Annotated in this window: 17 protein-coding genes and 1 pseudogene; 7 read left to right on the plus strand and 11 right to left on the minus strand. The window is 68.1% G+C overall.

Going from position 1 to position 19058, the window contains the following annotated elements; genetic code table 11:
* Positions 1 to 63: 63 nt before the first annotated feature.
* The 5 genes from STARVERO_RS08765 to STARVERO_RS08785 form a co-directional block, all read right to left on the minus strand.
* Positions 64 to 1101, minus strand: a complete 1038-nt coding sequence (locus STARVERO_RS08765) for a BMP family protein (protein WP_144342375.1) — start codon at positions 1099 to 1101, stop codon at positions 64 to 66.
* Between the two features lie 107 nt (positions 1102 to 1208).
* Positions 1209 to 1943 carry an NUDIX hydrolase gene (locus STARVERO_RS08770; RefSeq protein ID WP_244616679.1) on the minus strand — a complete coding sequence of 245 codons (735 nt, stop codon included), beginning with the start codon at positions 1941 to 1943 and terminating at the stop codon, positions 1209 to 1211.
* A 52-nt stretch (positions 1944 to 1995) separates the two neighbouring features.
* The gene (locus STARVERO_RS08775) at positions 1996 to 2892 is read right to left on the minus strand and encodes a PhzF family phenazine biosynthesis protein (protein WP_159598575.1); all 897 of its coding nucleotides are present in this window, start codon (positions 2890 to 2892) and stop codon (positions 1996 to 1998) included.
* 5 nt (positions 2893 to 2897) lie between these two features.
* Complete coding sequence (gene pdxY / locus STARVERO_RS08780; RefSeq protein WP_144342373.1) at positions 2898 to 3746, minus strand: pyridoxal kinase PdxY; 849 nt, start codon at positions 3744 to 3746, stop codon at positions 2898 to 2900.
* Positions 3747 to 3941: 195 nt separating this feature from the next.
* Positions 3942 to 4151: a hypothetical protein gene (locus tag STARVERO_RS08785; RefSeq protein ID WP_159598576.1), complete on the minus strand. Its 210-nt coding sequence runs from the start codon at positions 4149 to 4151 to the stop codon at positions 3942 to 3944.
* Between the two features lie 164 nt (positions 4152 to 4315).
* Here STARVERO_RS08785 and STARVERO_RS08790 point away from each other — a divergent pair, with 164 nt between their 5' ends.
* On the plus strand, positions 4316 to 5599 hold the full coding sequence (locus STARVERO_RS08790) for an amidase (protein ID WP_159598577.1): 1284 nt from the start codon (positions 4316 to 4318) through the stop codon (positions 5597 to 5599).
* Between the two features lie 79 nt (positions 5600 to 5678).
* On the plus strand, positions 5679 to 6683 hold the full coding sequence (locus STARVERO_RS08795) for an aliphatic sulfonate ABC transporter substrate-binding protein (RefSeq protein WP_159598578.1): 1005 nt from the start codon (positions 5679 to 5681) through the stop codon (positions 6681 to 6683).
* Between the two features lie 52 nt (positions 6684 to 6735).
* Here the strand turns inward: STARVERO_RS08795 and STARVERO_RS08800 are convergent, their stop codons facing one another.
* The 5 genes and pseudogenes from STARVERO_RS08800 to STARVERO_RS08820 all read right to left on the minus strand — a co-directional run bounded on the left by STARVERO_RS08800 (position 6736) and on the right by STARVERO_RS08820 (position 13659).
* The gene (locus STARVERO_RS08800) at positions 6736 to 7545 is read right to left on the minus strand and encodes an LssY C-terminal domain-containing protein (RefSeq protein WP_159598579.1); all 810 of its coding nucleotides are present in this window, start codon (positions 7543 to 7545) and stop codon (positions 6736 to 6738) included.
* 5 nt (positions 7546 to 7550) lie between these two features.
* On the minus strand, positions 7551 to 11285 hold the full coding sequence (metH, locus tag STARVERO_RS08805; protein ID WP_159598580.1) for a methionine synthase: 3735 nt from the start codon (positions 11283 to 11285) through the stop codon (positions 7551 to 7553).
* Between the two features lie 10 nt (positions 11286 to 11295).
* A pseudogene (locus STARVERO_RS08810) lies at positions 11296 to 11666 on the minus strand (endonuclease domain-containing protein).
* Positions 11667 to 11731: 65 nt separating this feature from the next.
* The gene (gene metF, locus STARVERO_RS08815; protein ID WP_159598581.1) at positions 11732 to 12661 is read right to left on the minus strand and encodes a methylenetetrahydrofolate reductase [NAD(P)H]; all 930 of its coding nucleotides are present in this window, start codon (positions 12659 to 12661) and stop codon (positions 11732 to 11734) included.
* Positions 12661 to 13659, minus strand: a complete 999-nt coding sequence (locus STARVERO_RS08820) for an ArsR/SmtB family transcription factor (RefSeq protein ID WP_159598582.1) — start codon at positions 13657 to 13659, stop codon at positions 12661 to 12663. The genes metF and STARVERO_RS08820 overlap by 1 nt, the downstream gene beginning before the upstream one ends.
* A 114-nt stretch (positions 13660 to 13773) precedes the next feature.
* Between STARVERO_RS08820 and tsaA the strand changes: the two genes are divergently transcribed.
* Both tsaA and STARVERO_RS08830 read left to right on the plus strand, forming a co-directional pair.
* Positions 13774 to 14310, plus strand: a complete 537-nt coding sequence (gene tsaA, locus STARVERO_RS08825; protein ID WP_159598583.1) for a tRNA (N6-threonylcarbamoyladenosine(37)-N6)-methyltransferase TrmO — start codon at positions 13774 to 13776, stop codon at positions 14308 to 14310.
* Positions 14311 to 14495: 185 nt separating this feature from the next.
* The gene (locus tag STARVERO_RS08830) at positions 14496 to 15641 is read left to right on the plus strand and encodes a L,D-transpeptidase (protein ID WP_159598584.1); all 1146 of its coding nucleotides are present in this window, start codon (positions 14496 to 14498) and stop codon (positions 15639 to 15641) included.
* Positions 15642 to 15651: 10 nt separating this feature from the next.
* On the opposite strand, the gene STARVERO_RS08835 is transcribed toward STARVERO_RS08830, so the two are convergent.
* On the minus strand, positions 15652 to 16275 hold the full coding sequence (locus STARVERO_RS08835) for an MOSC domain-containing protein (protein WP_159598585.1): 624 nt from the start codon (positions 16273 to 16275) through the stop codon (positions 15652 to 15654).
* 161 nt (positions 16276 to 16436) lie between these two features.
* Between STARVERO_RS08835 and STARVERO_RS08840 the strand changes: the two genes are divergently transcribed.
* From STARVERO_RS08840 to STARVERO_RS08850, 3 genes are read left to right on the plus strand one after another with little or no spacing between them, the layout of a single operon-like run.
* Positions 16437 to 17015, plus strand: coding sequence for an HdeD family acid-resistance protein (locus tag STARVERO_RS08840; protein ID WP_159598586.1), 579 nt, complete (start codon positions 16437 to 16439; stop codon positions 17013 to 17015).
* Positions 17016 to 17025: 10 nt separating this feature from the next.
* Positions 17026 to 18279: an OpgC family protein gene (locus STARVERO_RS08845; protein WP_200837734.1), complete on the plus strand. Its 1254-nt coding sequence runs from the start codon at positions 17026 to 17028 to the stop codon at positions 18277 to 18279.
* Between the two features lie 2 nt (positions 18280 to 18281).
* The gene (locus STARVERO_RS08850; protein WP_244616681.1) at positions 18282 to 19058 is read left to right on the plus strand and encodes an SGNH/GDSL hydrolase family protein; all 777 of its coding nucleotides are present in this window, start codon (positions 18282 to 18284) and stop codon (positions 19056 to 19058) included.

Genomic DNA, 19058 nt, shown 5'->3' on the forward strand with positions numbered 1-19058 from the left:
GGCCAAGGCGTGGATCCCCGGCACAAGCCCGAGGATGACGTCGCTTCGGAAAAGCGCCGTTCCTTACATCGTCGACTTGGGCTCGGCGTCGTTGACGTTGACGCGGAAGAGGCCGTCCTTGATTTCCTTTTCCTTGAGCAGGACGAGCTCGATCACCTCCGGCGACACCACCTTCGGGTCCAGCGGCGCAAGGCTGGCGCCGCCCTCGGCCATGTAGCTGTAGGGTCCGTAATCGGCGGCAGCGAAGGTGCCTTCCGTGACTTCCTTGATCGCCTTGTCGATGGTCGGCTCCATCTGCCACAGCGCCGAGGCGATCACGGTGCCGGGGTACTGGCTGGAGGTGTCGATGACATTGCCGACCGCCTTCACGCCGCGCTCCTTGGCGGCATCGGACACGCCGAAGCGCTCGGCGTAGAGAATGTCCGCGCCCTTGTCGATCTGGGCGAAGGCGGCCTCCTTGGCCTTGGGCGGATCGTACCAGGAGTTGATGAAGGTGACGATGAACTTCACGTTTGGGTTCACCGACTGCGCGCCTTCCATGAAGGCCTGCATCAGGCGGTTCACCTCCGGGATGGCGTAGCCGCCGACGAGGCCGATAACGTTCGACTTGGTCGTCTTGCCAGCCACCATGCCGGTAAGGAAGGACGGCTCGTGGATGAAATTGTCGAACACGGAGAAGTTCGGCTTGGTCGGTCCGAAGGACGAGCCCATGAGATAGGCGGTGTTGGGGTAGTCCGCCGCCACCTTGCGCGCCGGGCGCTCGACCGCGAACACCTCGCCCACCACGAGGTCCGCGCCCTCCTGCGAGTACTGGCGCATCACGCGCTCATAATCGGTGTTGGCGACGTTCTCGGAGAATTTGTAGGTGATGTCGCCGCGCGCCTCGGCGGCCTTCAGCGCCTTGTGGATGCGCGAGACCCATTGCTGCTCCACCGGCACGGTGTAGATGGCCGCGACCTTGATCGGCTTGGCCTTCGGGGCAGCCAAGGCCTCGCCGCCGAGGGTGGCAAGCGCCGCGGCCCCGGCGCCCAGCGCCAGCATCTGCCGCCGGTCCAGCATGGTTGAGGAAAAAAGCGGCAGGTTTCGAGACGACTTGCGCATTTTTGAAGACCTTCCTCGAGCAAAGGTGACGGCCCACTGCCTTGCGGGCTCCTTGATGCAGACTTATGCGAACGGCATGCCATTTTCGAACTGATTGGTCCGAAAATTCACACCCGCGTTCCCTCCCGTTCCCAGACCGCGGCCAGATAGGTGCGCAGGAAGACGGGCACGGCCTCCGGCACATCCGCCGGGCCGCGCACGATGATCACCTCGTCGATCTCGGGACGCTGCTCGCGGGCGATGAAGGCGCGGATCCGCGCGGCCACCGCATCGGCCGGCTCGCGGGCAACGATCTGGCGCATCAGCGAGATGCGTCGCGCATCGACGAGCGCGGTCCAGCCCGCCGTAAGCGCAACGTCAGAGGCGGGAGTACCCGTCTCCTCGCCAAATTCGCGCAGAAGGCTGCCTTCGAGATCGACGCGGCCATCGGCCGTCACATCGGAAAGGTCCGGCGTCCCGGCAGCGAAATAGACCCGGCCCGCATTGGCCGTCCACGGCGCCATGCGCGCCATGACGAAGGCGCCGTCCGCGCCGCGCAGCGCGCCCATGGCGAAGCCGTTGCGCAGCCTTGAATGGGAGGCCGGCGCGCCCAGCAGCCACAAGAGCGCGGCGTAGTCGCACTCGGAGTAGCGCCCGATGAGCGCATCGCCCTCGAAGCGGTGCTCGGCGAGGATCAGCACCCGCCCGTTCCACAGCGCCGGATTGGCCTTGAGGCGCTCGGCATAGAGGGCGTCGATGCCGGCGCGCTCCTCGGCCGAGAAAGCATGGGGCGCGGGCGTGACGCCCATCTCCACGCGGTCGATCTCGACGACCGCCGGCACGAGATCCCGCGCCAGGTTCACGCGCCCACCGCCGGCCGGCGCGTCGGCCGCTTCTCGTCAGACATGGCCTTCCTCACACATGGAGCACCCCCTCCGAGAGGATCACCGCGCCACCGCCGATGGTGACGGCGGAGAGCCCGCCATCCGCCACCTGCAGGCCGAGGCGCACGAGGCTCGGCCGCCCCATCTCGACACCCTGCAGGATGTCGAAGGCGTGGAAGCCATCGCCCGGCTTCTCTCCGGCGAGCAGCACGGCCGCCAGCGAGGCGGCGGCGGAGCCGGTCGCCGGATCCTCGTCGATGCCCATATTGGCGGCAAACATGCGGGCGCGGAAGTCACCCTCCCCGTCCTCGTCGCGGCAGAAGACGTAGATCGAATCCGCCCCGCCCCCGAAGGTCGAGATCAGCCGCGCCGCGCTCGGGCTGATGCGGGCGAGCGCCGAGCGCGAGGCCAGCGGCACGCAGACGAAGGGCACGCCCGCCGAGGCGACCACCGGGCGGTAGTCGTCGAAGCCGATGTCGAAGGTGTCGAGACCCAGCGCCTGGGCGCAGTCCTCGCGGCTCATCGGCTCGGCGTCGATGATCTCGGGGATGCGCGGCACGGTGAAGGTGGCGCTGCCGGAACGCTCGCGCTTCACCGTGACGTGGCAGGTCACCGGGCCGACATTCTCCTCCAGCACGAAATCCGTCGAGGTCTCCACCCCGTCGCGGATGGCGAGCAGCACCGCCGCGCCGACGGTCGGATGTCCGGCGAAGGGCAACTCGTGATTGATGGTGAAGATGCGCAGCCGGGCGCGGTTCTCCTCCTCCTGCGGCTTCAGGACGAAGACCGTCTCGGAGAGGTTGAACTCGCGGGCGATGGCCTGCATGTGGTTGCCGTCGAGCCCTTCCGTATCGAGCACGACGGCGAGCGGATTGCCGGACAGGGCCCGGTCGGTGAAGACGTCGAGGACGACGAAGCGGCGTGCCATGGCGGTCAGATCTTCTCCGGCGTGAAGATGCGGGACGGCGTGACGAATTCATCCTGGGCCGCGACGGTCAGGATCTCGCGCGATCCCGCCGCCGCCGTCCGGGCCAGCAGGCCATAGGCCGAGGACGCGGCCTTCGACAATGCCTCGGCGGTGGAATGCGTGGCCTTCCAGTGCACGAAGAACAGCGCCGCGATGGCATCGCCGGCGCCGTTGACGGAAATGTCGAGCTTCGGCGTGCGCACCCGGAAGCGCCCGTCAGGGCCGGACGCCATCAGGTCGATGGAGTCGGGCGGCGTATCCTCGGTGTGCAGGCTGGTGACCATGATCACCCGCGGCCCCTTGGCATGCACCGCGTCGCAGGCCGCCACCGCATCGGCGAGGGTCGCCGTGGAGCGCCCGGAGAGATAGTCGAGCTCGAACTGGTTGGGCGTGATGAGATCGGCGGCCGGCACCGCGCGGTCGCGCATGAACTCGGGTATGCCCGGCCGCACGAAGACGCCGCGGCCGACATCGCCAATGACCGGATCGCAGCAATAATGCGCGGCCGCGTTGGCCGCCTTCACCCGGCCGACGGCATCGAGAATGGCATCGCCGATCTCCGCCGAGCCCATGTAGCCGGAGAGCACGCCGTCGCAGCGCGGCAGCACGTTGCGGTCTTCCATGCCGCCGACCAGCTCGCGGATCAGCTCCGCGCCGAAGACCTCGCCGCGCCAGGCGCCATAGCCCGTGTGGTTGGAAAACTGGACGGTGTGGATGCCCCATACCTCGTGACCGAGCCGCTGAATCGGAAACATGGCCGAGGCATTGCCCACGTGCCCATAGGCCACCCAGGACTGGATCGACAGGATGTTCATGCGAATACGCCCCAACCCGTTGAGAACGATCCGCGCTTAGCGCCCCGAAGGCAAGCGCTCAAACGAAATTACGCGCTGCCGGCCATAAGCGTTTTCGATGGGCCCCAAAGGCGGGACCGCAGGAGGCAGGACCGTGCGCCGTCGCCATGGCGACGGGACCGGCCAACCGGGAACGGCGAGCCGAAGCGGCGGACCTTACCGCTCGCTGTCCGTCTCTCCGCTTCCCGCCGCGCCGCCCAGACCCTTCATCTCGTCGGTCTCGGCCACGCGCGGCCAGTGGTAGACGCCCTCGGAAGGATCATGCGCCTTGATCAGTATGGCGTGGAGGTTCCCCCAATAGCTCGGCCGCGGCGAGGCCATCAGCTTGCGGGCCAGCTCGGCGGAACAGGTCAGGGTGATCTGCATCGGCGTCACCTCGCGAATATCGGCACCCGACAAGCTAGTGCACGCGGCATGCCAGATGTTCCGAATCGCGCGGCAAATGTCGCTGCCGCACGCCGGATGGGCTTCGACCGCGCTCCCCGCGTACCGCTTGCCTCCCGCGCGGCCCCATGCCACAGCCATGGGCCATGACCGAGATGCTCTCCGCCGCCGCCCTCGCCCAGGCTGTCCGCGCCGGACACCTGTCCCCCGCCGATATCGCCGAACGCTGCGCCGAGACCATCCGCGCCCGCGAGGACGAGGTCCGTGCCTTCGCCAGCCTCGACCTCGACGGGCTGCTGGCCGCCGCGCGCAAGACCGGTCCGGGTGGCGTCCCCCTCGCGAAAACCGTGCTGGCCGGCCTTCCGGTGGGCGTGAAGGACATTCTCGACACGGTGGATTTCCCGACCGAACGCGGCTCGAAGCTCTATGCCGGCTACCGCCCGGCCACGGACGCCGCCATCGTGCGCATGACCGCGCGGGCGGGCGGCCTCGTCGCCGGCAAGACGGTGACGACCGAATTCGCCTTCATGCAGCCCAGCGCGACGCGCAACCCGCGCCGGACCACCCACTCGCCGGGTGGCTCCTCGGCCGGCTCGGCGGCGGCGGTGGCGGCCGGCATGCTGCCGATCACCATCGGCACCCAGACCGGCGGCTCCATCATCCGTCCCGCCTCCTATTGCGGCGTCACCGGCTACAAGCCCTCGTTCAAGCTGCTGCCGGTGCTCGGGCTGAAGCCCTTCTCCTGGTCGCTCGACACGATCGGCCTGTTCGGCGCCCATGTCGCCGATATCGCCTTCGCGGCGGGCGCCCTTACGGGGCGCGACTTCGCGCTCGACGGTGAGATCGCAGCACCACGCATCGCGCTGGTGAAGACCCCGCGCGCGCATCTCGCCGCCGAGGACGCCCACGCGGCGCTCGAGTCCGCCGCCCATGCCGCCGCGCGGGCGGGCGCCCATGTCACGGCCATCGACCTGCCAGAAGCGGTCGAAGCCGGTGACGGCGCCCAGGCCGTCGTGCAGGGCTTCGAAGCCGCTCTCGCTTTCGCCGACGAATGGGACCGCCACCGCGACCAGCTTTCGCCGACTCTCTCGACCTATCTCGAAGGCGCCGCGCGCATCACGCCGGAACAGTACGACGCCGCGCGGCGGGTCGCCCGGCGGTCGCGTCATGCGCTGGCCGACCTGTTCGCCGATTACGACACGCTGCTGACCTTCTCCGTCACCGGCGAGGCCCCGGAAGGGCTCGGCTCCACGGGATCGCCGGCCTTCAACCGGCTGTGGACGCTGAGCGGCGCGCCCTGCGTGAACGTCGTCGGCCTGACCGGCGCCACCGGCCTGCCCATCGGCGTGCAGGTCGTCGGGCGCTTCGGGCGCGACCGGCAGGCACTGGAAGTCGCGCAGTTCCTCGAACGGGCCATCGCCGCGAACTGAGAGAGGGGACCCGGAAATTTGGAGGTGGAGAGACGTTCGCATTCAGTATATAAAAAACGTATATTAAGTGGAGATACTGATGACGAACCCCTTTCCGCGTTCTCTCTCCCGCCGCGCGCTGCTCGGCCTCGCCGCCGGCGCCGCCGCGAGCGCCGGCCTTCTGACCCATCTCCGGCGGGCGGCCGCCCAGGTATCTGACACGGCGCCCGACACGGTGCGCATCGGCTATCAGCGCTCCTCCACCCTCGTCGCCCTGCTGAAGGCGAATGGCGAGCTGGAGAAGGCGCTGGAGCCGCTCGGCGTGAAGGTGACCTGGCACGAATTCACCAGCGGCCTGCCGCTGCTGGAGGCGCTGAACCTCGGCAAGATCGACCTCAGCGCCGACGTCGCCGACACGGTGCCTGTCTTCGCCCAGGCGGCCGGCGCCAAGCTGGTGTTCTTCGCCGAGGAAGCGCCCTCGCCCTCCGCCCAGGCCATTCTCGTGCCGGAAGGCTCCAAGATCGCCAGCGTCGCCGATCTGAAGGGCAGGAAGGTTGCCGTCACCAAGGGCGCCGGCAGCCACTACCTGCTGCTGGCCGCGCTGGCCAAGGCGGGCCTCGCCTTCAAGGACATCGACCCCGCCTATCTGACCCCGGCGGACGGGCGCGCCGCCTTCGTCGGCGGCAATGTCGACGCCTGGGTGGCCTGGGACCCCTTCCTCGCCACCACGCAGGCCCAATCCAAGGCCCGCATCCTCGCGGATGGCTCGAACGGGCTGGCCAGCTACAAGCGCTACTATCTCGGCTCCGAGGATTTCACCCGCAACGGGGGCAAGGTCGTCGCCGTGCTGTTCGACCAGCTCAAGGCCAAGGGCGACTGGGTGAAGGCGAACCCGAAGGAAGCCGCCGCCCAGCTCGCCAGCCTGTGGAACATCAACGCCGCGGCGGTCGAGGTGGCGAACGGCCGGCGCAGCTACAAGGTCGGCGCCGTCACCAAGGACGGCCTCGCCGAGCAGCAGAAGATCGCCGACGCCTTCCTGAAGGAGGGGCTGCTGCCCAAGGCCGTCGACACCGGCGCGGTCAGCATCTGGCAGCCGGCCGGCTGACGCGGCACCGCGACGGGACGAGGAGGGCCGGCCGCTCGCGCGCCGGCCCTTTTCATTGCGGGCCGACGAGACCGGCGATCTGGCCCCAGAGCGCGTCCTTGAAGCCGACCGCCGCCGGCGGGGCGAGGACGGCCGGCGGATCGGGGTTCCTCCGCCCGTCCGGCATCAGCCGGGCGAACCAGATCTCGCCGTCCGTGTAGTAGGGATCGCCGCCGCCGTTGCGGCCGAACAGGGTCGGGCCGAGGCCCGTCACCTGATAGACCGTCTGCACCATCCCGGCCGCCTTGAGATCGTCGATCAGCAGGTCGCGCACCGCATCGACATCGGGGCCGATATGGTGGGTGACGGCGCCGGTGTAATGGCTGAGGCCGACGCCCCGGTCGTAGGTCGCCGAGCCGAGCCAGACCGGCGCGCCCTCCTCGCCCCTGTCGAGCACCTTCCAGAAGCGCACATGGTCGCGCCGGTCGGCGCTGCGCCCAAGCTCCTTCTCGAAGGCGAGGTCCTCGACGCGCCCGTCATAGTAGAGCGGGCTCACCGGCGCCTGCGGATCGGGACGGTTCAGCAGCACCGAACCGATGATGGCGATGCTGGACTTCAGCGTCACCGGATCGGCCGGCATCCAGCCCGCGGCGACCATGGCGCGGATGACATCCTCCCGCGTGCCGACCAGGCCGACATCGATGGGATCGCCCGGGATGCCCTGCCTGGTCTGCGTGACCATCGGCATGTGCCGGATGCCGGGCTGGCGCTCGTGATGCGTCCACAGGCGCGGCAGCAGCACATAGGCGAGCGCCGCCCAGACCAGCAGGACGGCGAGCCCCCATTTCAGGACCCGCCTCGCACGGCCTTCCACCCCGCCCATCGCCGCTACTCGGCCGCGACCGACTTGGTGCTGAGCGGGTCGTAGTTGAGCACCGGGGCGAGCCAGCGTTCGGCCTCCTCGACGCTCATGCCCTTGCGCGCGGCATAGTCCTCGACCTGATCGCGCTCGATCCGCCCTACACCGAAATAGGAAGCGTCGGGGTGAGCGAAGTAGAGGCCGGAGACGGCGGCGCCCGGCCACATGGCGAAGCTCTCCGTCAACTCGACTCCGATCTTAGAAGTCGCGTCGAGAAGCTTGAAAAGAATCGCCTTTTCCGTGTGATCGGGCTGCGCCGGATAACCCGGCGCGGGACGGATGCCGCGATAGTTTTCTTGAATCAGATTCTCATTATCAAGGACTTCATCCGGTGCATAAGCCCAGAATTCGCGGCGCACGCGCTCATGCATGCGTTCCGCGAACGCCTCGGCAAGACGGTCCGCCAAGGCCTTGAGAAGAATCGCGGAATAGTCGTCATGCGCCGCCTTGAAGGCGTCCGAGCGCTCCTGCTCGCCGAAGCCGGTGGTCACGCAGAAGCCGCCGACGTAATCGGCCACGGCGGTACTCGCCGGGGCGACGAAATCGGCGAGCGCCAGATTGTGGCGCCCCTCCCGCTTGGCCATCTGCTGGCGCAGCGTGTGCAGCGTCGCGCGTTCGTCGGCGCGGGTCTCGTCGGTGTAGAGCACGATGTCGTCGCCCACCGTGTTGGCCGGCCAGAAGCCGATCACGGCGCGGGCGGTGAGCCACTTCTCGGCGACGATCCGCTCCAGCATCTTGCGCGCATCGTCATAGAGCGCGCGGGCGGCGGGACCGATCTTCTCGTCGTCGAGGATGCGCGGGAACTGCCCGGCAAGCTCCCAGGACTGGAAGAACGGCGTCCAGTCGATATAGGGCACCAGTTCGCCGAGGTCGTATTCCTCGAACACGCGCGTGCCGAGGAAGGTGGGCACCGGCGCCCGGTAAGCGCCGAAGTCCAGCGCCAGCCGGTTGGCGCGCGCCTCCTCCAGCTTCACCCGCACCTTGTTGCGGTCGCTCTTGGCATGGGCGTCCGCCAGCTTGGCGTATTCGGCGCGGATGTTGGCCACGTAGTCCGGCCGGGTGTTGTCGTTGAGCAGGCTCGACACCACGCCCACCGCGCGGCTGGCATCGGTGACATAGACCGCCTGCCCGCGCACATATTGCGGGGCGATCTTCACCGCCGTGTGGACGCGCGAGGTCGTGGCGCCGCCGATCAGCAGCGGCACCTCGAAGCCCTCGCGCTCCATCTCGGAGGCGACGTGCACCATCTCGTCCAGCGACGGCGTGATGAGGCCGGAGAGGCCGATCACGTCTACCTTCTCGGCGCGTGCCGTCTCCAGGATCTTGGCGGTCGGCACCATCACGCCGAGGTCGATCACCTCGTAATTGTTGCACTGGAGCACGACGCCGACGATGTTCTTGCCGATGTCGTGCACGTCGCCCTTCACCGTCGCCATCAGGATCTTACCGGCGCTGGCGGCGTCGGTCAGGCCGAGCTCCTGCTTCTCGATCTCCATGAAGGGCATGAGATAGGCCACCGCCTGCTTCATCACGCGGGCGGACTTCACCACCTGCGGCAGGAACATCTTGCCGGCGCCGAACAGATCGCCGACCACGTTCATGCCGGCCATCAGCGGGCCTTCGATGACGTGCAGCGGGCGGGCAACGGACTGGCGCGCCTCCTCGGTGTCGGCCTCGACATAGTCGGTGATGCCGTTGATCAGCGCATGCTCCAGCCGCTTCTCGACCGTCCAAGTGCGCCAGGTGAGATCGGCTTCCTTCTTCTCGCGGCCGCCACCCTTGAAGCGCTCGGCCAGCGCCAGCAGGCGCTCGGTCGAGTCCTCGCGGCGGTTGAGCACCACGTCCTCGCAGGCCTCGCGCAGCTCTGGCTCGATCTCGCTGTAGGGCGCGAGCTGGCCGGCATTGACGATGCCCATGTCCATGCCCGCGTGGATCGCGTGATAGAGGAACACGGCGTGCATCGCCTCGCGCACCGGCTCGTTGCCGCGGAACGAGAAGGAGAGGTTCGACACGCCGCCGGAGATGTGGGCGTGCGGCAGTTGCTGGCGGATCGCCCGCGTCGCCTCGATGAAGGCGACGCCATAGCCCGCATGCTCCTCGATGCCGGTCGCCACCGCGAAGATGTTCGGATCGAAAATGATGTCCTCGGGGGGAAAGCCGACCTCGTCGACGAGGATGCGGTAGGCCCGCGAGCAGATCTCCACCTTGCGCTCATAGGTGTCGGCCTGGCCCTTCTCGTCGAAGGCCATGACGACGACCGCGGCGCCATAGGCGCGCACGAGGCGGGCATGGTGCCTGAACGCCTCCTCGCCCTCCTTCATGGAGATCGAGTTGACGATGCCCTTGCCCTGAATGCACTTCAGCCCGGCCTCGATGACGCTCCACTTGGAACTGTCGACCATGACCGGCACGCGGGCGATGTCCGGCTCGGCGGCGAGCAGGTTGAGGAAGGTCACCATCGCCTTCTCGGAATCGAGCAGGCCCTCGTCCATGTTGACGTCGATGACCTGTGCGCCGTTCTCCACCTGATCGCGGGCGACGGCCAGCGCGGCGGTGTAGTCGCCATTGGTGATGAGCTTGCGGAAGCGCGCCGAGCCGGTGACGTTGGTGCGCTCGCCGACGTTCACGAACGGGATCTGCGGCGTCAGCTCGAAGGGCTCGAGGCCCGACAGGCGCAGGAGCGGCTCGATCTCGGGGATGTCGCGCGGCGCATGCGGCGCCACCGCCTCGGCAATGGCGCGGATATGGTCCGGCGTCGTGCCGCAGCAGCCGCCGACGACGTTCACCAGCCCCGAAGCAGCGAACTCGCCGACCAGCCTGGCCATCGCCGCCGGGCTCTCGTCATAGAGGCCGAATTCGTTGGGCAGGCCGGCATTGGGGTAGGCGCAGACGAAGGTGTCCGAGATGCGCGACAGCGCGTCGATATGGGCGCGCATCTCCTTGGCGCCGAGCGCGCAGTTCAGCCCGATGGAGAAAGGCTGGGCGTGCCGCACCGAGTTCCAGAACGCCTCGGGCGTCTGGCCCGAGAGCGTGCGCCCGGACAGATCGGTGATGGTGCCGGAGATCATCACCGGCAGCCGGATGCCGCGCTCCTCGAACAGCCGCTCGATGGCGAAGATCGCCGCCTTGGCGTTCAGCGTGTCGAAGATGGTCTCGATCAGCAGGATGTCCGAGCCGCCATCGATCAGCGCGCCGGCCTGCTCGCCATAGGCGACGGCAAGCTCGTCGAAGCTCGTCGCGCGGAAGCCGGGATCGTTGACATCCGGCGAGATCGAGGCAGTGCGGTTGGTCGGGCCGATGGCGCCGGCGACGAAGCGGCGGCGGCCGTCCTGCGCCTCAGCTAGCTTCGCGGCTTCCTTGGCGAGCCGCGCGCCCTCGAAATTGAGCTCGTAGACAAGGCTCTCCATGCCGTAATCGGCCATGGCGATGGTGGTGCCGGAGAAGGTGTTGGTCTCGACGATGTCCGCGCCCGCGGTGAAGTAGGCGAGATGGATGTCGCGCACCGCGTCGGGCTTCGTCAGGTTCAGCAGGTCGTTATTGCCCTTGAGGTCGCGGCTCCACGCCTTGAACCGCTCGCCGCGATAGCCGGCCTCGTCCAGCTTGAGCTGCTGGATCATCGTGCCCATGGCGCCGTCGAGCACGAGGATGCGCTCGGAAGCGGCCGTGCGAAGGGCGGCAAGGGTGTCGGCATGCGTCTCAGACATGAAGCGGCTCCTACTCCCTCTCCCCGGCGGGGAGAGGGTGGGGGTGAGGGGCCTCCGCGGACAGGACTTCCAGGATCCGCGACAGAACGCCCTCGATATTGTCGTTCACTTCGTTATTCCAGAACCGGATGACGAAATAGCCACTGGCTTCGATCACCCGGGTCCGTTCGGCGTCGGTCTCGGCGGCATGCTGGCCGCCGTCGGGTTCGATCACCAGCTTGGCGCCGGAGCAGGGAAGTCGACCGTGAAGCGATCGACCGGCACCTGCCGCCGGAACTTCCAACCATCGAGCTGCCGGTTGCGAAGACGCGACCAGAGGAGCTTTTCGACCTCGGTCTGATCACGTCGCAGACGTCTGGCTCTCTGAATCCGGTCGTTCAAAACCCCTCACCCGGCCCCGCGGGCCGACCTCTTCCCGACGGGGAGAGGTTAAGACGCCGCTCTCCTCACGCCGCCGCCTGACCGTTGCTCTGCCCAGCACTCTCCTGCGGCGGGCGGATGCCCAGCAGGTGGCACACGGCGTAGACGAGGTCGGCGCGGTTGAGCGTATAGAAATGGAACTCGGTGACGCCGCGATCAACGAGGTCGAAGACCTGCTCGGCGGCCACCGCCGCGGCGATCAGCTTGCGGGTCTCGGGGTCGTTGTCGAGCCCCTCGAAGCGCGAGGTCAGCCACGAGGGAACGTAGGTCCCCGTCTTCTCCGCGAAGTTCCTCGCCTGCTTGAAGTTCGACACCGGCAGAATGCCGGGCACCACCGGCACGTCGATGCCGCGCGCCCGTACCTTGTCGAGATAGGCGAAATAGAGGTCGTTGTCGAAGAAGCACTGGGTGATGGCGCGCGTCGCCCCCGCCTCGACCTTGGCGGCGAGGATGTCGAGATCGGTGTCGAAGGACGGGCTCTCCGGGTGCTTCTCGGGATAGGCCGAGACCGACACCTCGAAATTGGCGATGCGGCGGATGCCGTCGACGAGATCGGCCGTCGTCCGATAGCCCTCCGGGTGCGGCTCATAAGCCTGCCCGACCCCACCCGGCGGATCGCCGCGCAGCGCCACGATATGGCGCACGCCGGCATCCCAATAGCCGCGCACCACCTCGTCCACCTCCGCCTTCGTGGCGGAGACGCAGGTGAGATGCGCCGCCGGCGCGAGCCGGGTCTCCTTGACGATGCGCTCGACCGTGGTGTGGGTGCGCTCGCGCGTCGAGCCGCCCGCCCCGTAGGTCACCGAGACGAATTTCGGCGCCAGCGGCGCGAGCCGGGTGATGGAGTTCCAGAGCGTCGCCTCCATTTCCGGCGTCTTCGGCGGAAAGAACTCGAACGACACCGAAATGGGCCGCCCGCCGGCACGGCGGCTGCGGCGCTCGACATCCGACGACATCAGGCGACCTCCTGGGTCTGTTGGGCTTCTGCCATCACGACGCGCGGGTCGCGGGCGAGCCAGAGCGAAACGGTGAGCTTGCCGTCGCCCTGGGGGGCGAGCAGGCGGTGGGACTGGAGGGAAAGACCGGCCTGGGTGAGCCAGCTCTCCATGATCTCCGGCGCGAAGCCGAGGCGGCGATGGGCGTGCTGCTCGCGCAGGAATTCGAGATCGTGCGGGTCGAAGTCGACGACGAGCAAGCGCCCGCCCGGCCGCAGCACCCGGGCCGCCTCCTTGATCGCGCGCGGGGCGTCTTCGAGGAAGTGCAGCACCTGATGGATGATCACCACGTCGAAAGCGTCGCGCGGCAGGGCGAGATTGTAGATGTCGCCCTGCCGGACGGTCGCGTTGCGCACGCCGGCCCGCTCCAGATTGGCGCGGGCGACGGCGAGCATGTCGGCGGAGAGGTCGATGCCGACGCCCCGCTCCATCTCGTCGGCGAAGAGTTCGAGAATGCGGCCCGTGCCGGTGCCGAGATCGAGCAGGCTGCCGATGCGCTGGCCGGAAAGCGCGGCCTTTATCGCCGCCTCGACCTGCGCCTCCGGCGCGTGCAGGCGGCGAATGGCGTCCCATTCATGGGCGTGAGCGCGGAAATAGTCCTGCGCCTGCGCCGCGCGGGCGGCGCGCACCGCGTCCAGCCGCTCGCGGTCGCGCAGGAGGATATCGTCGTCCGGCGCCATCAGCTCCAGCAGCGCGTCGGTCAGCGCCGCGCCGGGCGTGTCGACCGCACGTCGATAGAACACCCAGCTCGCCTCGCGGAAGCGCTCCACCAGCCCGGCCTCGGCCAGCAGCTTGAGGTGGCGCGAGATTCGCGGCTGCGACTGGCCCAGAATCTCGGTAAGCTCGGAAACGGTCAGCTCGCCCTCGCCGATCAGCGCCAGAAGACGCAGGCGCGTGTCTTCGCCGGCCGCCTTGAGGCCGTCGAGCAAAAGCGCGAATCCCAGCGGGGAACCGGACACGTGACCTCCCGAAAAAAGATATAAAGATATCTTTATGTCTTATCTCACGATGATGCAAGAGGGTCCGGACGGATGCGCCCCGACGGCGACGATGACGGACCGGAAAGGCCGCCCATGACGACGCATGACCGCGACAGCGTGGACGGAACGACCGGCTTCGGCATCCGGCCGGGCGAGGTTGCGGTGGAACTGCCGGCCGTGCCGGACGCCGGCCTCCATTTCATCGGACGCATCCGCACGCCCTGGAAGAGCCGCGCCGAGTGCCCGAAGAACGCCCGCGAGTCGGAAGCGGTGTGCACGGTCGAGGTCGCGCCCGCCTTCCAGCCCGCACTCATGGGCCTCGAAGGCACCACGCATCTCTGGCTGCTCTATTTCATGGACAAGGCGCCGCGCGACCTCGTGGTGCAGGTGCCGAGGCAGTACGGCCAGGGGCGCGGCACCTTCGCCCTGCGCAGCCCGGCCCGGCCGAACCCGATCGCGCTGAGCGCGGTGAGGCTGCTGGGCATATCGGAAGGAAAACTCTCGGTCATCGGGCTCGACTGCCTCGACGGCACGCCGCTGATCGACATCAAGCCCTACTTCGCCTCCACCGACTGCTTCCCCGACGCCGTCGTCGGCTGGCACCGCGAGCGCGGATCGGCCGAAACCTGACAGCGGGCGCAGGTTTCCGTTAAAGCATGTGTGACATGAATGCATCGGCCATGCACCGCACGCATGTCAGGGCTCACGGAGCCCGTTCCCGTCCCAGTCTGGTCTTGAACCTGCCTTGATCCTGCGTCATTCCGTGACGACACATTGAGGGACATTTCGGTCCCGGCAGATTCCCTTAAGGCTTGATGATGGTCGTTCGCCTCGGTTTCGCTCCCGCTGTCGCCTTCTCGGTCCTCGCCTCCATCGGCACCGCCAGCGCGCAGTACTATCCCTCCGAAGGACAGAATGCGGCGGCGCCGGATCAGTCCGCCTATGAGGCCTCCACGGGCAGCCGCGCGGTCGAGGACGTCGAGGTCCCCGCCGCCTACGACCCGTACGGCTCGTCCCAGACCCAGGCCGCGCCGCAGGCGAACACCTATGGCTCGACGCCTCCCGGCGTGCGCGATCCCTACGCCCAGCAGCAGCCGGCGAGCGTGCCCGGTACGGCCGCGAACGGCAACATTCCCCCGGGCGTGGCGCCGATCGCCAACGCGCCCTATAGCGACCCGAACCAGCAGCCGGCCGGCTATCCGCCGGGTGCCTATTCCGGCCAGCCGCCCGCGGGCATGGCCTCGCCCTATGGCGACAGCGCCGCCGCGCAGACCCACGGCCAGCCGGCGCAAGGCCAGCCCGCCGCTTCCGCGCCGCCGCAGAACCTCGGCAACAACTACGGTGCCAACGGTTCCAGCGTCGCCATGCTGCCGCCGGAAGACCAGCCGGAAACCGGCCCGCGCAAGGAACTTCCCGAGCACCTGAAGCACCAGGTCGTCGACTACGTGACGAAGGAAGCTCCCGGCACCCTCATCATCGATACGCCGAACACCTACCTCTATTACGTGCTGCCCGGCGGCAAGGCCGAGCGCTACGGCATCGGCGTGGGCCGCGAGGGCTTCACCTGGGCGGGCTCGGAGAAGATCAGCCGCAAGGCGGAATGGCCGGACTGGCGTCCGCCGTCGGAGATGATCGAGCGTCAGCCCTACCTGCCGCGCTTCATGGCCGGCGGCCCCGGCAACCCGATGGGCGCGCGCGCGCTCTACCTCGGCGGCACGATCTACCGCATCCACGGCACCAACCAGCCTTCGACCATCGGCCAGTTCATGTCCTCGGGCTGCATCCGCATGCTGAACGAAGACGTCGAGGGTCTCTACGACAAGGTGAAGGTCGGCACGAAGGTCGTGGTGCTGCCCGGCAATACGCCGACCGCCGCCTCGGCCGCGCCGGCGACCACTGGCTCGGTGCCGAACGCCACCGCCGCCATGCCGGTCGCCGATACCGGCGTCGCCGTCCGCTGAGCGGCCCGGCCTAGCACGTCCAGAGCCGCTGCTCGGGCACGCGCACATCGATCCCGGTGCCGGCGAGCAGATCGCCGGCCCGCTCGACCCAGGCGACGAGGCCGCGCAGCCCCTTCGCCGCCCGCACGAAGGCGAGGTCCAGTTCCTCCTGAGAGGGGAAATGGTCGCCGACCGCCCGGCCCGCATGGCGGCAGGGTGCATTCTCGCCCTCCACCGCCAGCGCCGCGCCACCCGCAAAATGCAGGCGCGTGCCCGGCGGCAGCCGCGTCAGTCGCGATACGCCCTCGATCACCAGATTGGCGCCGATCCATTCGGGACGTACTTCCGGCACGCCGAGACGGCGGGCGATCTCGGCGAGTTCGTCCGGCGCGACGATGGACAGCTGGCGCGCATTGCGGATGGGCGTGCCGCGCGGATACCACGGCACACGCGAATCCGCCGGCCGGGCGTGGCCCGCATGACGATCACCCGGCACGCCCTCGAGCGTGACGGAAAGAGAGGGCACCGCGCGGGTTTCGAACCCCGCGCCGTCGGCGATCAAGGTGCCGGCAAGCCGCGCCTCGAAACGCTGCGGAGGAAGCGGAACCGGCTCCCCGAACAGATCGGCGCCCGGCGAATTGGAAGGAACTGTCATAAAATGGCCCCGGCCAACCTGAATCGCGATATTCCCTGACTACAGGAGAACGGCGCATCCTTATACGATGTGCCGCTCGTCACAGGACGAGTCGCTGGGACTGCGGGGGCTGGAAGTCGTTACCGTGCAGCCGGCGTAGCGAGCAAGGTGAGGATCGAACCATGTCTCTTTCTTCGGATTCCCCGACGCCGACCCCCGGCGGCCTCGTTGCCGGACAACTCTCCGAGCTGCGCGCCAAATGGGGCTGGTTCGTCGCCCTCGGCCTGCTGATGATCATTGCCGGCGCCATCGCGCTGGGCAATCTGGTGCTGAGCACCGTGGTCTCGGTGCTCTATATCGGCGTGATGATGGCCATCTCCGGTGGCGCCCAGATCATCCACTCCTTCCAGGTGAAAACCTGGGGCGCCTTCGCCTTCTGGCTGCTCGACGGCCTGCTCTTCCTCGCCGCCGGCATCGTCGCCATCGTGGTGCCGATGGTCGCCGCCGAGATGCTGACCCTGCTGCTCGGCGTCTCGCTGATCGTCGGCGGCGTGTTCCGCCTCATCGCCGCCTTCAAGCTGCGCCCGGCCGAGGGCTGGGGCTGGATCGCCTTTTCGGCCGTCATCGCCGTCCTGCTCGGCATCGAGATCATCGCCGGCTGGCCGGTCAGCGGCCTGTGGGTGCTCGGGCTGCTGCTCGGCATCGACCTGATCTTCAACGGGGTCGCGGTGCTCTTCCTCGGCTTCGGCCTGAAGAAGTGAGCCGGGCGCGGTGAGTTCGCCTGCCGCCGTCGAGGCGGTCCATTCCGCGGGGCCGACCGGAAGGCCGGTCCCGCCCGAGCCGCAGACCTCCCCGGAAGCGCAGGCCGCGCCCGACAGGCAGCCGCCCCCCGCCGCCTCCGGCCGGGACCTGCGGCTCGACCTGTTCCGCGGGCTGGCGCTGTGGTTCATCTTCCTGAACCACATCCCGAACAATGTGGTGAACTGGATCACCAACCGGAACTTCGGCTTTTCCGACGCCACCGAGATCTTCGTCTTCATCTCCGGCTACACCGCCGCCATGGTCTATGGGCGGCAGATCGACACCAGCGGCACGATCGTCACCTCCGCACGCATCCTGCGGCGGGCGTGGCAGCTCTACGTGGCCTTCATCTTCCTGTTCGTCATCTATCTCGCCGAGATCTCCTACGTCGTCGGCAGCTTCTCCAACCCGCTCTATGCGGAGGAGATGGGCGCACTGCAGTTCCTCGCCGAGCCGGACGTGGCGCTGGTCGAGGCGCTGCTGCTGAAGTTCCGCCCGGCCAACATGGACGTGCTGCCGCTCTACATCGTGCTGCTCGCCACCTTCCCGCCGCTCCTGTGTGCGCTGAAATGGCGGCCGGACGCGACGCTGGCGGCCTCGCTGCTGCTGTGGCTCGCGGCCAATCACTGGGGCTTCAACCTGCCGGCCTATCCCGAAGACCGCATGTGGTTCTTCAACCCCTTCGCCTGGCAGTTCCTGTTCGTGTTCGGCGGCTGGTGCGGCCTCGGCGGCAGCGACCGGCTGGGCGGGCTGGTGCAGTCCCCGGTCATACTCGTGCTGGCGGTGATCTACCTGCTGGTCTCGCTCGTCGTGGTGATCAGCTGGTGGTGGCCCCCGCTCGAAGGGCTGGTGCCCGAGACGATCGGCGAGATCATCTACCCGATCAGCAAGACGGATCTCTCGCCGCTGCGGCTGCTGCACTTCCTGGCGCTGGCCGTCGTCGTGGTGCGGCTGATCCCCGTCGCTTCGCCGATGCTGCGCTGGCACCTGCTGCGGCCGATGATCCGCACCGGCCAGCATTCGCTCGAGGTTTTCTGCTTCGGCGTGTTCCTTTCCTTCGCCGCCCACTTCGTTCTCAACGAGGTCGACAGCTCGCTGACCATGCAACTTGTGCTAAGCGTGGCAGGCATCTCCTTAATGGTAGGTCTCTCTTACCTATTGTCGTGGTATGCTCGCGTTGAGCGCGATATTGCGGTGCGGAAGATGGCGGATCGGTCCGGTTGATCGTGAAACGCTGGATTGCAGGTATCATTCTCGGGACGGCCCTCGCCTCGGGGGGCGGCATCGCCGCCCATGCCGAGACGGCGAAGGTGTGCGCCGCGCCTTCCGCGCTGACTCGCGCCGGCTTCCCGCTGCCGCGCCTCGCACGCTCGCTGGAGAAGAAGACCCCCACCACCATCCTGGTGGTGAACAGCGCCACCAACGTGAAGAAGATCGCCAAGCCCGGCGCCGAGAAGGACGCCACGCCGCGCAGCTTCCCGAGCTACATCGAGGAAACGCTGCGCGCGCGCTACCCGGATGGCGGCGTCGTCGTGACCACGCACAACCAGCCGCGCGCCACCGCCGAATCGATCCTCGCCGACCTGCCCGCGGCGCTGGCGCAGACCAAGCCGGCGCTGATGATCTGGCAGACCGGCACCTACGACACCATCCTCGGCGCCGACACCTCCGCCTTCTCGGACGCGGTGAACACCGGCATCGGCTACGCGCATCAGGCGGGCGCCGACGTGATCGTGGTGAGCCCGCAATACAGCCCCCGCACGGCCTTCGCCTTCGACGTCGCCCCCTACAACATCGCCCTGCGCTGGGCGGCGCGCTCCAGCGGGGTACCCTTCTTCGACCGCTACAGCGTCATGCGGTTCTGGGAGAACGAGGGCATCTTCGATTTCGACAGCGCCCGCCCCTCTCCCTCGCTCTTCGAGGACGTCCATCGCTGCATCGGCCGGCTTCTGGTCGGCATGATCGTCGACGGCGTCGAGATGCGCACCCTCGGTTCCCGCTGA

Origin of the sequence: Starkeya nomas (assembly GCF_902703545.1) — a bacterium.
GTDB classification, from domain to species: domain Bacteria; phylum Pseudomonadota; class Alphaproteobacteria; order Rhizobiales; family Xanthobacteraceae; genus Ancylobacter; species Ancylobacter moscoviensis.

What these genes read in the sequence shown, in the direction of transcription:
- STARVERO_RS08765 (WP_144342375.1), bottom strand. Translation starts at nt 1,101, where the DNA reads ATGCGCAAGTCGTCTCGAAACCTGCCGCTTTTTTCCTCAACCATGCTG.
- STARVERO_RS08775 (WP_159598575.1), bottom strand. Translation starts at nt 2,892, where the DNA reads ATGGCACGCCGCTTCGTCGTCCTCGACGTCTTCACCGACCGGGCCCTG.
- pdxY (WP_144342373.1), bottom strand. Translation starts at nt 3,746, where the DNA reads ATGAACATCCTGTCGATCCAGTCCTGGGTGGCCTATGGGCACGTGGGC.
- STARVERO_RS08785 (WP_159598576.1), bottom strand. Translation starts at nt 4,151, where the DNA reads ATGCAGATCACCCTGACCTGTTCCGCCGAGCTGGCCCGCAAGCTGATG.
- STARVERO_RS08790 (WP_159598577.1), top strand. Translation starts at nt 4,316, where the DNA reads ATGACCGAGATGCTCTCCGCCGCCGCCCTCGCCCAGGCTGTCCGCGCC.
- STARVERO_RS08795 (WP_159598578.1), top strand. Translation starts at nt 5,679, where the DNA reads ATGACGAACCCCTTTCCGCGTTCTCTCTCCCGCCGCGCGCTGCTCGGC.
- STARVERO_RS08800 (WP_159598579.1), bottom strand. Translation starts at nt 7,545, where the DNA reads ATGGGCGGGGTGGAAGGCCGTGCGAGGCGGGTCCTGAAATGGGGGCTC.
- metH (WP_159598580.1), bottom strand. Translation starts at nt 11,285, where the DNA reads ATGTCTGAGACGCATGCCGACACCCTTGCCGCCCTTCGCACGGCCGCT.
- metF (WP_159598581.1), bottom strand. Translation starts at nt 12,661, where the DNA reads ATGTCGTCGGATGTCGAGCGCCGCAGCCGCCGTGCCGGCGGGCGGCCC.
- tsaA (WP_159598583.1), top strand. Translation starts at nt 13,774, where the DNA reads ATGACGACGCATGACCGCGACAGCGTGGACGGAACGACCGGCTTCGGC.
- STARVERO_RS08830 (WP_159598584.1), top strand. Translation starts at nt 14,496, where the DNA reads ATGATGGTCGTTCGCCTCGGTTTCGCTCCCGCTGTCGCCTTCTCGGTC.
- STARVERO_RS08835 (WP_159598585.1), bottom strand. Translation starts at nt 16,275, where the DNA reads ATGACAGTTCCTTCCAATTCGCCGGGCGCCGATCTGTTCGGGGAGCCG.
- STARVERO_RS08840 (WP_159598586.1), top strand. Translation starts at nt 16,437, where the DNA reads ATGTCTCTTTCTTCGGATTCCCCGACGCCGACCCCCGGCGGCCTCGTT.